17 protein-coding genes are annotated in these 13,079 nt (G+C 62.4%); 2 read left to right on the top strand and 15 right to left on the bottom strand.

Annotated elements, in window-relative coordinates:
• Window positions 1-20 precede the first annotated feature (20 nt).
• Window positions 21-542 carry a PAS domain-containing protein gene (locus ACOI1H_RS04810; RefSeq protein WP_422435588.1) on the top strand — a complete coding sequence of 174 codons (522 nt, stop codon included), beginning with the start codon at window positions 21-23 and terminating at the stop codon, window positions 540-542.
• On the opposite strand, the gene ACOI1H_RS04805 is transcribed toward ACOI1H_RS04810, so the two are convergent.
• The 14 genes from ACOI1H_RS04805 to ACOI1H_RS04740 all read right to left on the bottom strand — a co-directional run bounded on the left by ACOI1H_RS04805 (window position 539) and on the right by ACOI1H_RS04740 (window position 10,939).
• Window positions 539-1,270 carry a peptidase gene (locus ACOI1H_RS04805; protein WP_422435587.1) on the bottom strand — a complete coding sequence of 244 codons (732 nt, stop codon included), beginning with the start codon at window positions 1,268-1,270 and terminating at the stop codon, window positions 539-541. The genes ACOI1H_RS04810 and ACOI1H_RS04805 overlap by 4 nt on opposite strands.
• A 30-nt stretch (window positions 1,271-1,300) precedes the next feature.
• Entirely contained in the window at window positions 1,301-2,098 is a 798-nt protein-coding gene (locus ACOI1H_RS04800) for a transglutaminase family protein (protein WP_422435586.1), read from the bottom strand.
• 9 nt (window positions 2,099-2,107) lie between these two features.
• Window positions 2,108-3,049 (bottom strand): alpha-E domain-containing protein, encoded by a 942-nt coding sequence (locus ACOI1H_RS04795; RefSeq protein ID WP_422435585.1) that lies wholly within the window; start codon window positions 3,047-3,049, stop codon window positions 2,108-2,110.
• Between the two features lie 3 nt (window positions 3,050-3,052).
• Window positions 3,053-4,480: a circularly permuted type 2 ATP-grasp protein gene (locus tag ACOI1H_RS04790; protein WP_422435584.1), complete on the bottom strand. Its 1,428-nt coding sequence runs from the start codon at window positions 4,478-4,480 to the stop codon at window positions 3,053-3,055.
• 62 nt (window positions 4,481-4,542) lie between these two features.
• A complete protein-coding gene (locus ACOI1H_RS04785; protein WP_422435583.1) occupies window positions 4,543-5,319 on the bottom strand; it encodes a transglutaminase-like domain-containing protein in 777 nt (258 codons plus the stop codon).
• A gap of 66 nt (window positions 5,320-5,385) precedes the next feature.
• Window positions 5,386-6,006 (bottom strand): urease accessory protein UreG, encoded by a 621-nt coding sequence (ureG, locus tag ACOI1H_RS04780; protein ID WP_422435582.1) that lies wholly within the window; start codon window positions 6,004-6,006, stop codon window positions 5,386-5,388.
• The gene (locus ACOI1H_RS04775; RefSeq protein ID WP_422435581.1) at window positions 6,003-6,638 is read right to left on the bottom strand and encodes an urease accessory protein UreF; all 636 of its coding nucleotides are present in this window, start codon (window positions 6,636-6,638) and stop codon (window positions 6,003-6,005) included. The genes ureG and ACOI1H_RS04775 overlap by 4 nt, the downstream gene beginning before the upstream one ends.
• Window positions 6,628-7,074 carry an urease accessory protein UreE gene (locus ACOI1H_RS04770; protein ID WP_422435580.1) on the bottom strand — a complete coding sequence of 149 codons (447 nt, stop codon included), beginning with the start codon at window positions 7,072-7,074 and terminating at the stop codon, window positions 6,628-6,630. Before ACOI1H_RS04770 ends, ACOI1H_RS04775 begins: the two co-directional genes overlap by 11 nt.
• A 16-nt stretch (window positions 7,075-7,090) precedes the next feature.
• Window positions 7,091-7,315, bottom strand: coding sequence for a hypothetical protein (locus tag ACOI1H_RS04765; RefSeq protein WP_422435579.1), 225 nt, complete (start codon window positions 7,313-7,315; stop codon window positions 7,091-7,093).
• A gap of 114 nt (window positions 7,316-7,429) precedes the next feature.
• Window positions 7,430-9,139 (bottom strand): urease subunit alpha, encoded by a 1,710-nt coding sequence (ureC, locus tag ACOI1H_RS04760; RefSeq protein WP_422435578.1) that lies wholly within the window; start codon window positions 9,137-9,139, stop codon window positions 7,430-7,432.
• Window positions 9,140-9,143: 4 nt separating this feature from the next.
• A complete protein-coding gene (locus tag ACOI1H_RS04755) occupies window positions 9,144-9,461 on the bottom strand; it encodes an antifreeze protein (protein ID WP_422435577.1) in 318 nt (105 codons plus the stop codon).
• A 1-nt stretch (window position 9,462) separates the two neighbouring features.
• Window positions 9,463-9,768, bottom strand: coding sequence for an urease subunit beta (locus ACOI1H_RS04750; protein WP_422435576.1), 306 nt, complete (start codon window positions 9,766-9,768; stop codon window positions 9,463-9,465).
• Between the two features lie 42 nt (window positions 9,769-9,810).
• The gene (locus ACOI1H_RS04745; protein WP_422435575.1) at window positions 9,811-10,113 is read right to left on the bottom strand and encodes an urease subunit gamma; all 303 of its coding nucleotides are present in this window, start codon (window positions 10,111-10,113) and stop codon (window positions 9,811-9,813) included.
• Between the two features lies 1 nt (window position 10,114).
• Window positions 10,115-10,939: an urease accessory protein UreD gene (locus ACOI1H_RS04740; protein WP_422435574.1), complete on the bottom strand. Its 825-nt coding sequence runs from the start codon at window positions 10,937-10,939 to the stop codon at window positions 10,115-10,117.
• A gap of 229 nt (window positions 10,940-11,168) precedes the next feature.
• Here ACOI1H_RS04740 and ACOI1H_RS04735 point away from each other — a divergent pair, with 229 nt between their 5' ends.
• Window positions 11,169-11,663 carry a copper chaperone PCu(A)C gene (locus tag ACOI1H_RS04735; RefSeq protein ID WP_422435573.1) on the top strand — a complete coding sequence of 165 codons (495 nt, stop codon included), beginning with the start codon at window positions 11,169-11,171 and terminating at the stop codon, window positions 11,661-11,663.
• Between the two features lie 3 nt (window positions 11,664-11,666).
• Here the strand turns inward: ACOI1H_RS04735 and ppsR are convergent, their stop codons facing one another.
• Entirely contained in the window at window positions 11,667-13,079 is a 1,413-nt protein-coding gene (ppsR, locus tag ACOI1H_RS04730) for a transcriptional regulator PpsR (protein WP_422435572.1), read from the bottom strand.

Genomic DNA, 13,079 nt, shown 5'->3' with positions numbered 1-13,079 from the left:
CAGTGTCACAGGAAGAAGTCATGCCGCAACTGAACATGGTCGAGGTCGCACATCGCCTCGACACCTCCAATACGGCCATCAGCATTGCCGACGCCCAGCAACCGGACATGCCTTTGTGCTATGTCAACCCGGCGTTCAACCAGATCACGGGTTACGCGGCAGACGAAGTGCTAGGTCGGAACTGCCGGTTCCTGCAAAGCGATCTCGACAACGAAGATGCGCGGGCGCAGATGCGCAAGGCGCTTGCACGCGGCGCATCGGCGCAGATCGTGTTCCGCAACTGCCGTGCGGACGGCAGCGCGTTCAACAACCTCGTCATCATCGAGCCACTGAAGGATCGTGACGACCGACTTGTCTACGTGGTGGGCGCACAATTCGTCATCGACCGTGAAACGCGGCCGGAAAAGGCGCAGGATACAGGTCGCAGCATCGTGGCAGAGATCGACAAGCTGCTTGACCTGAACGAGCGGCTGCGCGCGACCTCGCGGCAGGCGCTTGCCCGGTCGATGGCCGCGACGGTAAAGCTGTGGCTCGACCGCTAGAGTTTGTAGGTCGGCAGGGACACGAACGCTTCGCGCAGGGCATTGCCCCATCCGGATGAAATCTGGTGATAGACCGGGTCGTCCGCCTCGACCCGCGTGCGCTTGTGGATCTCGAAACTGTCCTTTTCATACAGCATGATATCGAAGGGCAGACCCACGGACAGGTTCGATTTCACCGTCGAATCGAAGGACACCAGCAGCAGCTTGACCGTATCTTCGAACGACATTTCCGCGTCGTAGGCGCGCACCAGGATCGGTTTGCCGTATTTCGTCTCTCCAATCTGAAAGAATGGGGTTTCCTCGGTCACCTCGACAAAGTTGCCTTCGGGATAGACCATGAAAACGGTTGGCACGCCGCCCTTTATCTGGCCGCCGACGATGACGGTCGCGCGGAAGTGCTGACCCGACGTGTCGCCCAGTGGCGACGAATAGGCGATCACTTCTTGCAAGGTCGCACCCACCAGACGGGCGACCTGGAACATCGTCGGTTCGCGCATGATGCTGGGATCGCGGTCGGCGGCGGACTTCGATCGTTCCTCCAGCAGGGAAATCAGCGATTGCGTCGTCGCAAGGTTGCCGGCGGTCATGAGCGTGATGACACGCTCGCCCGGTGCCTCCCATGTGAACATCTTGCGGGTCATCGAAAAGTTGTCGACCCCGGCGTTCGTGCGGGTGTCGGACATGAAGACAAGGCCACGGTTCAGACGCAGGCCAACGCAATAGGTCATGGGATTTCTCTGATCTAGGTCAGGTCGCTTCTACTGCTGCACTTGCAGCGTGACAATCAGCGATTCGTCCCCCGGCCCCATCCGCAACCCCTTGATCGGGGCGGCCTCGCTTGCATCGCAGCCGATGGCAAGGCGGGCATAGCGTTGGTCGGGGCTAATCCCGTTGGACACATCGAAGCCGACCCAGCCCAGCGTCGGCAGATGCACCTCGGCCCAAGCGTGGCTGGCGTCCTGATCGATACGGTCGTCCAGCATCAGATAACCCGATACATAGCGGGCAGGGAAACCCGCCACCCGCGCGGCGGCAATCATGATATGGGCGTGATCCTGACAGACACCGACACCGCCGGCCAACGCCTCTTCTGCAGTGGTGTCGGTATAGGTCCGCCCGGTGGCATAGGGCACGGCGATCAGGATCTGCGCCGACAGCGCATGCAGCGCCGCAAGCGGATCGCTGGCCCCTTTCAACGGCTTGGCCAGCGTCCGGATCTCGCGGCTGGGACGTGTCAGCGAGGTTTCCTGCTGGAAATACCACAACGGTGCCGCGCCATAGACCTTGCCCAGAACGCCGGCGCGGTCATGCGTCCGGATGGTGCCGCTTGCGGTCACGATCAGATCGACCGACCCCCGCGCGGTATTCACGAGGTCCATAATGTTGCCGTTGTGATCGTCGCAAGTCAGCTCCACCTTGCCGCCCTCGACCGTGACGGTCCAGTCCAGCACCGTCTGCATCACGCTGGTCTGCGGGCGCAGGTGCAGCCGTTGCAGGGCATAGCCGACCGGCTGGTCATAGTCATAACGTGTCGTGTGGGAAATCTGCAGATCCAATGGGTTTTCCTAGCCGTAGAATTTGTAGTCCCGCTCGATCAGCAGACCCAGCGCATTGTTGTCGTTGATGAAGCCGGTGATGAATTCGTGCAGCCCTTCTTCGAAGATCGAGGCGATGTCGCGTTGCCGCAGACCCTTCAGCATCTGCTCGGCATGGTCGTGGCAAGCATGGCGCTCGCCGTAATCCTCGGCCAGATACCCCAGATTTTCAACCGTATTGGCCATCGAGAAGACCAACGACCGCGGCAGGCGCCGGTCCAGAATCAGGAAACGCGCCACGCTGGACGCGGTCATGTCTTCCTCGTCCAGCCAGCGGAACGCGCGGTGCGCCGAGACGGACCGCAGGATGGTTTCCCACTGCACGTTGTCCAGCGATGATCCGACAAAGCTGCTGGACGGCAGCAGCGTGTAATACTTCACGTCGATGATCCGCGCCGTGTTGTCCGCGCGTTCAATGAAAGTGCCGATGCGCGAGAAATCGTAGATGTCGTTGCGCAGCATCGTGCCGTGCAGCGCGCCGCGCACGATGGCCGACTGCTGACGGATGATGTCCAGCACGCGTGGCAGATCGGTTTCCTTGACCGGCTTCTTCAGCAGGTCCTGCATCGTCATCCAGTTGTCGTTCACGGCGGTCCAGACCTCGGCCGTCAACGCGGTGCGGACAAGGCGCGCGTTGTCGCGCGCGGACTTCGTGACCGAGTAGACGGACGACGGATTGTCCTTGTCCCGCAGGAGGTAGTCGATGACGTCACCCGAGGTGAAGCCGTCGTATTTTGCGGTGAACGGTTCAGCCACACCTGCTGTCGTCACGACGGATTCCCATTCACTGCTGGAATCCGTGGACCGCGTCAACGCAATGCGGAAACCGGCTTCGACCAGCCGGGCGGTATTCTCGGCACGTTCGAGAAAGCGGAACATCCAGAAAAGGCCGCCAGCGGTTTTTCCAAGCATCGTCTATTCCTCCAGCACCCAGGTATCCTTGGTGCCGCCTCCCTGGCTGGAGTTCACGACAAGCGATCCTTCGATCAGCGCCACGCGCGTCAGCCCGCCGGGCGTGATGTTGATTCCGTCCGGGCTGACCAGCACATAGGGGCGCAGATCGACGTGACGCGGGGCAAGCCCCTTCTTCACCATGATCGGCACGGTGGACAGCGACAGGGTGGGCTGCGCGATGTAGTTGGCGGGCCGCGCGCGCAGCTTGTCAGCGAAATCCGCCAGCTCCTTCTTGCTGGCGGCGGGGCCGACCAGCATGCCATAGCCGCCCGATCCATGCACCTCTTTCACGACAAGATCGGCGAGGTTGTCGAGGACGTATTTCAGGCTGTCCGCCTCGCCGCAGCGGTGTGTTTCGACGTTCTTCAGGATCGCCTTCTCGCCGGTGTAGAATTCCACGATATCAGGCATGTAGCTGTAGATCGCCTTGTCGTCGGCGACACCTGTGCCGGGTGCGTTGGCGATGGTGATGTTTCCTGCACGGTAGACATCCATGATGCCGGGCACGCCCAGCATCGATTTCGGGTTGAACGTCAGCGGATCGAGGAATTCATCATCGACCCGGCGATACAGCACGTCGATCCGTTTGTAGCCACGCGTCGTGCGCATGGCGATATGACCGTCCACCACGCGCAGATCGTGGCCCTCGACCAGTTCCGCGCCCATCTGATCGGCCAGAAACGAATGTTCGTAGTAGGCCGAATTGTAGATACCTGGCGTCAGCACCGCGACCACCGGCTTGCCGCCGCAGGACTTCGGTGCGCACGCCGCCAGCGACCGGCGCAGGTTCTTGGGGTAATCCGAGACCGGCTGCACCTTGATTCGGCTGAACAGTTCCGGAAACATCTGCAACATCGTTTCGCGATTTTCGAGCATGTAGCTGACGCCGGACGGGGTGCGGGCGTTGTCTTCCAGCACGAAGAAATCGTCCTCGCCGGTGCGGACGATATCGGTGCCGACGATGTGGGTATAGACACCGCCGGGCGGAGAAAAGCCCATCATCTGCGGCAAGAACGCCTCGTTTCTTGCGATCAGGTCGATGGGGATGCGCCCGGCGCGCAGGATTTCCTGACGGTTGTAGATGTCATGCAGAAAGGCGTTGATCGCCCGGACCCGCTGTTCGATCCCGCGCGACAGCTTCGACCATTCACGCGCCGCGATGATGCGCGGCACAAGGTCGAAGGGAATGAGCCGTTCCTCAGCCGCGACTTGTCCGTAGACGTTGAACGTAATCCCGGTGCGGCGAAAGAAGGCCTCTGCCTCTTTCGACTTGCGTGTCAGGCGTCCCGGTTCCTGATCGTCGAACCACGTCTTGTAGCTGGCATAGGGGGGGCGGACCTGATCGTCGCCCACCCGCATTTCGTCGAAGTGCTCTGGTTTTGTGTTCATGGTTCTGAAGCTAACGCTTTCCCCGGGTTCTGCAAATTATTCAGGCAGGTTCCGCGAAAAGGTCAACTTGCGACGACTGAAACCGACTGCTCATTCAGCGTTGCCGCGCCGAAAGCGGTTAAAAATGCGACATCTGCCGCGTCGCGGCCCACACCGACGACGATCATGCGGTCGGGCGTCGTCATGCCGGTGGGGTCGACCAAGTGCCAGCCACCGTTCAGATAAACCTCTGCCACCGCATGAAAATCGGGCGGCGTCACGTCGGCACTGTAGACGCTGGCGATGCGCGCGGGAATGGCGCTGGACCGACACAGCGCGATCAGCAGATGCGCGTAGTCGCGGCACACGCCGCGGCGTGCATCGAACGTATCCTGCGCCGTGGTATCGCCGTCGCTGCTGTCATTGTCGTAGGTCAGATTGTCGGTGATCCACTTCGACATCGCACGGACCTTGGCACCGCCGGTCAGGTTGCCGAAATTATCGGCCAGAAAGTCGGTAAATCCGTCGGCGGCGCAATAGCGGGACGCCATCAGGTATTTCACTGTCGGTGCGTTCAACTGATACAGCGGCGTCTCCGACAGGCTGTCCAGACGAGCGACCTGCCGGTTAACCGTGACCTGCGCGGAATAGGTCAGGATCAGGTCTCCGTTGGTTTCCAGCCAGATCCGGTTGCCAATGCCTTCTTCGGCCGGCATGTCGCGAAACGATTTATAGGCCGCAATCTCGGTGTTTTCCCACGTCACGATCTGGTTGGGATCGGTCATGGCGCGAATCTGCAGCAACAAAGTGCAGGGCTGGGGCACACCATAGTTCAAGCGCACAGTGATCTGGCTGTCCAAGAGTTGTTTCCTGTCTGGAGAGGTCGTCGGCAAACCCTGTAATGGGTCGGTTGGTTCCGTCCTATGTCATACGATCGACAGCCCGCCAAGGGCTCCGATGCGGGCCACGATCGGGTCGATGCCCTTGTCTTGGCGCAGGGCGGCAAAGCAGACCGTGCCGTCGCCGCGCATCCGCTTTGCATCGCGCGCCATGACGTCGAGGGACGCACCGACATGCGGGGCGAGGTCGGTCTTGTTGATGACGAGGATGTCCGACCGCGTGATCGCAGGGCCGCCCTTGCGGGGAATCTCCTCTCCCGCCGCCACGTCGATGACGTAGATCGTCAGATCGGCCAGTTCAGGGCTGAAGGTGGCCGACAGGTTGTCACCGCCGCTTTCGATCAGGATCAGGTCAAGGTCAGGGTGCCGTCGCCGCATCTCGGCCACGGCGGCAAGGTTGATGCTGGCATCCTCGCGGATCGCCGTATGTGGACAGCCGCCGGTTTCGACGCCGATGATGCGGTCGGACGGCAGGATCTGCATGCGCATCAACGCCTCAGCATCCTCCTGCGTATAGATGTCGTTGGTGATGACGCCCAGCGAGAGTTGATCCTTCAGCCGCATCGCCAGCTTGGCGGTCAGCGTCGTCTTGCCCGCGCCGACGGGTCCGCCGATTCCGATACGCAGGGGGCCGTGGGGGGATGTCATGACCGGAATATCCTGGGTTGCAAAGTTTCGTGTCGCATTGCCGCGATTTCGGCCAGAAAGGCGCTGCCGCCGAGGTCGTCCAACGTCTGCGTCAGGGCGTCTTCCGCCAGCGACAGGCACAGTGGCGCGACCTCGGCCACGATCTTTTGCGCCTCTGTCTGGCCCAGCGCCATGCAGCGCTGCCCGGCCGACACCAGCCCTGCGGCAAAGGCGTGCAGATAAGCCTGCAACGTCCGGTCCAGCGCAATGCCCTGCTGCCGCGCCGCAGCACCGACCGCGATGGGCAGGCACAACGGCGGCAGGTCCATGCCCCAGACGGCATTCACCGTGGCGCAGAACGCCTCACCCTGCGCTGTCGTCTCCAACAGGCGTTCGCGCGACGGGGCCAGCGCGCGCGCCAGCGCGTCGACGTCGGACGGGTCGTCGGCGCGCCAGCTTTCGGCCAGAAGGATCGCGTCATTGCGCCCGGTCCCGTTGGACAGGACAGTCACCAACCAGTCCCGCAACCCGTTCGCGTCCTTGATCCGACCTTCGGCCACAGCGTTTTCCAGCCCGTGGGAATAGCTGAAAGTGCCCAGCGGAAAGCCGGGCGATAGCCATTGCATCAAGGTCAGCAGGCCATCAGTGGGCATGGGACAGGGTGCGGCCATGTCCGTAGGCACCCCCTTCCGGAACGAAGGGCGCATCAACCTCGGTGACATCGGCCCCCAGATGATCCTTCAGCATGTGACCGATCACGGGATCGCGTAGGATCAGAAGGTGATCGCCCGCGAACTGGCAGGGCATGTGACGATTCCCGATGTGCCAGGCCAGCCGCGCCAGATCACCCGCCACACGGTAAAGAGGTTCGGCCGCTGCCGTCACGCGGACGTATCGCCCGTCGTCCAACCCCAGAAGATCGCCATCGTTCAACGACGTCGTATGTTCCAGATCGACAAGAAAAGAGGTGCCTGCGTCGCTGGTCAGCACCTTGCGCCGCATCAGGCGCTGGTCATAGGTCAGCGCACAGGTGTCGGACACCTGTGCGCTGTGATCGTGAATGACATGATGGGCTGTGGGCTGCGTCATGCGCAGACCTTTCGCATCAGACGTAGACGACGTCGCGAAAGACGTGGTTCACGATCCGGTCGCGCCGGATGCCCATCTGTGCCAGTTCGGCGTCCGATTTCGCTTCGAGCGCCTGAATCTGCCCCATCCGCGAGCGACGCTCCATATAGGCGTTCATGCCTTGACCGATGGATGCAAAGAAGGCGTCGACCTTTTCGCGGATCGCTGCGTTGCGCGAAGTCGTGAGTGTTTGAGTAGCCATTGGAAACCTTGTCTGCGGCCGCTGCCGCGATGAATTGGTCTCCTCCCTTGCCACACAACATAAGGTCAGCAGCGCTGACCACAATTGCGTTCTCTGCAACCCTGCTGCCCATTGTCAGAACAGGAAATAGCGTTGGGCCATCGGCAGGACCTCGGCGGGCTGGCAGGTCAGAAGCTCTCCATCGGCCCGCACCTCGTAGGTTTCGGGGTCTACGTCGATCTGCGGCAGGGCATCGTTCAGGATCAGGTCACGCTTGCCGATGGTGCGGGTGTTCTTGACGGCAACGGTCTGCTTGGCCAAGCCAAGGCTACCACGAATGTCGGCGGATTGCGCCGCCTCGGACACAAAGCAGACGCTGCCTTCGGTCAGCGACCGCCCATAGGCCCCGAACATCGGACGGCTATAAACTGGCTGCGGCGTCGGGATCGACGCATTCGGATCGCCCATCTGCGCCACGACGATGGTGCCGCCCAGCAGCACCATTTCAGGCTTCACGCCGAAGAACGCCGGATGCCACAGGACCAGATCGGCACGCTTGCCGGTCGCCACGGACCCCAGTTCGTGGCTGACGCCCTGCGCGATGGCCGGGTTGATCGTGTATTTCGCGATGTAGCGGCGGACGCGGAAATTGTCGTTGTCTCCGGTCTCCTCGGCCAACCGCCCGCGCTGCTTCTTCATCTTGTCGGCGGTCTGCCAAGTGCGGATCAGCACCTCGCCGACGCGACCCATGGCCTGACTGTCCGACGCGATGATCGAAAACGCACCCATGTCGTGCAGGATGTCCTCGGCCGCGATGGTCTCTCGACGAATGCGGCTTTCGGCAAAGGCCACGTCCTCCGGGATCGACTTGTCGAGGTGATGACACACCATCAGCATGTCGAGGTGCTCCTCGATCGTGTTGACGGTAAAGGGTCTCGTCGGATTGGTGGACGACGGCAGAACGAACGGCTCTCCGCAGATCTTGATGATGTCGGGCGCGTGGCCGCCGCCGGCACCTTCGGTATGAAAAGCGTGGATGGTGCGACCTTTCATGGCCTTCACGGTGTGTTCGACGAACCCCGATTCGTTCAGCGTGTCCGTGTGGATCATCACCTGCACGTCCATGTCGTCGGCTACCGACAGGCAGCAGTCGATGGCGGCGGGGGTCGTGCCCCAATCCTCGTGCAGCTTCAGCGAACAGGCCCCGGCCTTCACCATCTCGATCAGCGCGTCGGGCTGGCTGGCGTTGCCCTTGCCGGCCAAACCGATGTTCATCGGGATGCCGTCGAAGGCCTGCAACATCCGTCCGATGTGCCAGGCCCCCGGCGTGCAGGTCGTCGCCAGCGTGCCATGCGCGGGGCCGGTGCCGCCGCCGAAACAGGTAGTTACACCCGAATGCAGCGAATCCTCCATCTGCTGCGGCGCGATGAAGTGGATGTGCGAATCGAAGCCACCGGCGGTCAGGATGCGCCCTTCGCCCGCGATGATCTCGGTCCCCGGGCCGATGATGATGTCGACGTCCGACTGCGTGTCGGGGTTGCCCGCCTTGCCGATCTTGTGGATGCGCCCGTCCTTCAGGGCGACGTCTGCCTTCCAGATGCCCGCATGATCGACGATCAGCGCGTTGGTGATGACCGTATCGACGGCTCCGCCCGCCCGCGTGACCTGTGATTGCCCCATCCCGTCGCGGATCACCTTGCCGCCGCCGAACTTCACCTCTTCGCCGTAGGTGGTCAGGTCGCGTTCAACCTCGATGATCAGGTCGGTATCGGCCAGCCGCACCCGGTCGCCCGTCGTCGGGCCAAAGGTGGCGGCATAGTTTGCGCGGGAAATCAGGGCTGGCATCGGCTCACTTCATCAAGGTGGGGCCGCGCTTGCCAAGTCGTCTGGCATTGGCGCGGGTTTTCTGGCGCAAAGGTTTCACGGCTGCGTTGACGATCTCGTCAGGGCGCTTGCCCGTCATCGCCGCCAGCGTGGCGCCCTGCATCGATTTAGTCATGGCTTCAGTCTTTTCGCTGACCATGCGGTCGTTTTCGGTTCCGGTCACGGACCACAGACCGCCCCAGCCCATCATTCGCATGAAGATGACGCTTTGGGCCTCGGCCAGCATCAGGCCCAGTTCCATGTTGGACTTGAATAATTCGAGCGGGGTGGCATTTGGGGCCATGTCACAATTCTCCCATGACGGCTGCATTGAACCCATAGATATGTCGCCGCCCACCAATTGCGATCAGGTTCACTTCGCGTCGTTGTCCCGGCTCGAACCGCACAGCCGAACCCGGAGGCACGTCCAGCCGCATGCCCCGTGCCGCATCGCGGTCGAAATCCAGCGCGGGGTTCGTCTCGGCAAAGTGATAATGGCTGCCCACCTGCACCGGCCTGTCGCCGGTATTGGCGACCATCAGCGTCACGACCGCCGCACCTGCATTCAGCTCGATCTCGCCGTCTGCCGTGAAAACTTCACCGGGGATCATCGCACAACGCCCTTCATTCATCTGGCCAAATAAACTCAAAAATCAACGGATCGGCTGGTGGACCGTCACCAGTTTGGTGCCGTCGGGAAAGGTCGCTTCGACCTGCACGTCGTGAAGCATTTCGGCGATACCTTCCATGCACTGATCGCGGGTGATGACCTGCGCTCCGGCCTCCATCATATCGGCGACGCTGCGCCCGTCGCGCGCGCCTTCGACGACAAAGTCGGTGATCAGCGCAATCGCCTCGGGGTAGTTCAGCTTCACGCCGCGGGACAGACGCTTGCGCGCGACCTCGGCCGCCATGGCGATCAGCAGCTTGTCTTTTTCACGAGGGGTCAGTTGCATCTTACAGGGTCCAGGTCGGGGGCAGGGGGCCGCGCAGCGCGGTCAGGATCGGAATCAGAACGCGTCGCATGCCAAAGCTGTCGGGCATCGCAAGGCGGACGAACAGGACACCATCGCGGATCAGGCTGACGCCGCCGGTCGCGGGCATGAGGTCCCGCAGCGCATCAAGCCGGGAACCGGCATCGGGTGCGACGTAGGTCACGCTGGCGAGGCAGCCGGCGTCGCCGCCGCACCAGGTTGCCGTCATGCGGTCGGACACCGGGCCATCCAGCGCGATCGCGTCGGCAAACACCAGTTTGCCGTCGCGCCTGATGCGGACGTCGTCCTTCAGAAACCCGGCGGTCAGGCGTTCGCCCATCAGGGCGCGGCCAAGGACCAGCGTTTCGACCCCCAGGAATTGCGCATCAGCGGCCATGTCGACGGTCAGGCGGCGACGCAGGCTGCACCTGTCGAACAGGATCGTCTCTTGCGGAAGCCAGTCGATGCGTCCCTTGGCGGCGATCGTCAGGTCAGCGGTCATGCGCGCCGTCTGACCGGGCTGTGCCTTGTAGATCCGCTCGGCCGTTTGCGTCGTCAGTGTCAGGTGACTGTCGGCAGCGGCGTCAGCGGTGACGGCGAATCTGTCGCCTCCGGTCACGCCTCCGGCGGTGTTCAGCGTGACAGCGAGTAGGTCGCGCCCCGCATGGCGCGGGAAAAGTGCCTTTGACGCACCTTGCTGGCGCAGGGTCCGCAACCGGTTGCCGTCATGCATGCCGATGCGCAGCACGCCTTGGGCGCGCGGCGTCAGGCCGTGCGGGTCGTCGGTTATGAGTGCAGCAAGCGTCATGCGATACCCTGCGCAAAGTTTTGGCAGCATGGCAACAGAACCGGGGTCCAAGGTGACCCGCCCGGCGGCGTTTGCGTAAAAAGCAGGCAATCCGATCTTGCACCGTGATGCGGCCGTGCCGGTGTGGCAAATTACGGCGGATGGCGCGGCATGCGGCCATTCGCCTCTTTCAGCGCGGGTCGGAACCCCTTAGGTCCTGCCGGATAACAGACCGAAGGACCGTTGCGCCATGACCTCCCTGACCCGACTGATGACTGCGCTTTCGGTCGCCTTGCTGCCCGGGTTCGCCATGGGCCACGATTATACCCTCGGCGACCTTCATGTGGCCCATCCCCATGCGGCGGCGACGGTTGCATCCGCAATGGCAGGTGCCGGCTATCTGACGATCCTGAACTCCGGTGCGACCGATGATGTCCTGATCGGGGTCGAGGCGGCGTTTCCCCGCGTCATGATGCACGACAGCACGGTCGTCGACGGCATCGCGCGGATGGAAGCGCTGGATCGCGTGATCGTGCCCGCAGGCGAGACGGTGACCTTCGCGCCCGGTGGCATGCATGTGATGTTCATGGGCCTTGACGGCGACCCGCTGGACGCGGGAGAGGAAGTGCCCGCCACCCTGATCTTCGAAAATGCAGGCAAGCTAGAGGTCGTTTTCAAGGTCGAGGACGTGACCGGAACGATGGATCACGGTGCCATGACCCATGAGATGCCGGCGAGCGAATGACCGTCAGTCGCTGACGTCCCGGTCGATCAGACCGAATTTGCGCAACTTCACGTAAAGCGACTGCCGCGACAGGCCCAGCATCTCGGCTGCGGCAACGCGGTTGTTCATGGTCAAGGCAATGGCGGTTTCGATGCACATCTTTTCGACCACGTTTGTCGTTTCGGATACGATATCCCTGAGCGTCGAACTTCCCACCAGCTCCTTGACAGAGCTCAGTCCGTCGTCGTTCTGTTCGTCCCGCGCAGCATCCGCGCGTCCGGCTTCGCGGATCACGAAGGCAAAGACCGGCGACGCACCGGCCAAGAACCGCGTGACCGCGATTTCGACCTCGCGCGGGCTGCCGTAGTCTCCCGCGATGCGGGTAGCATAGGTGCGCAGCCTGCCGGATTGGGCCGCGTTCTCTGCCATGACCTTGAAATCGACGCTGCCGCGTTGCAGCAGGTCCGGCAGCGGCTGGCCGCGCAGCGACATATCGTGGGCAGTGCCGATCAGGTTCAGGAAACTGTCGTTTGTCGAAAGGATCGTGCCATCCGCAGCCGTGAAGACGATCGAATCCGGCCCTTGCGCGTAAAGTCCGCGCAGGTTCACATCCAGGTTGTCGCCCGAGGCGGAAGGCTGGGTCGGTGCCGCGACACGGCATAACAAGATCCGCTCTCCTGCGGCACGAAAGATCGTTGGTCGCAGCATCACGGTGTCGGAACGTCCACGCAGGATCGCTTCGATCGGCATCGACGTGCCGGACAGCGCCTGCGAGGTCAGCCGGTCGATGAGATTGGCGCCCTGACGCCCGTCGATCAGGCTGACGAGCGTCTGGCCCAGAATTGCTTCGCGCGGCTTGTCCAGCAGATCGGCCAGGGCGGCATTGGCTTCGGTGATGATGCCGCTTTGCATCGTTATCATCAGTACGCCGTCGGTCGCACTGTCCAGCAATACACGGAACCGCATCTCATAGTCGCGATGCGCCTCATAATCCCGTTCCAGCGCCATCTGCGCCGATACGAGCTGTTGCTGCATTTCCGCGACCGGACGGAGATCGCGACCCAGCAGCAGGATCGCCCCTGCCGTTCCAATCCGGTGAAAGCTGTAGCGGATCGGTAGCTCGTCGCGTCCGCCGCCGCGCAGATGATTGACCTCGATGGCGCGCACATCGCCTTCGCCGGTCAGAAACGCCTGAAGCCTACGCCCGAACTTTTCCCGGCTTTCGGTGTTCAACGTTTCGCTGATGTTGCTGCCGTCCAGCGATTCAAAGCGGCCGCGATCCCCGAAGGCCGGGTTCAGCAGGACGGACAGGATGGTGCCGTCTTCTGCGATCACGAGGCCGACGTCTGCCACAGCCGTCAAGATGTTGCCCAGAATATCGGGGGCAATCAACGGAATGTCGCCGCTGTTCCAGAACTTCGTACCGCGCGGCGTCAT

It is taken from the genome of Loktanella sp. DJP18 (assembly GCF_049310965.1).
Taxonomy (GTDB): Bacteria; Pseudomonadota; Alphaproteobacteria; order Rhodobacterales; family Rhodobacteraceae; genus Loktanella.
The sequence above is the reverse complement of the archived record's forward strand: the minus strand, read 5'-3'. Positions and strand labels throughout refer to the sequence as shown.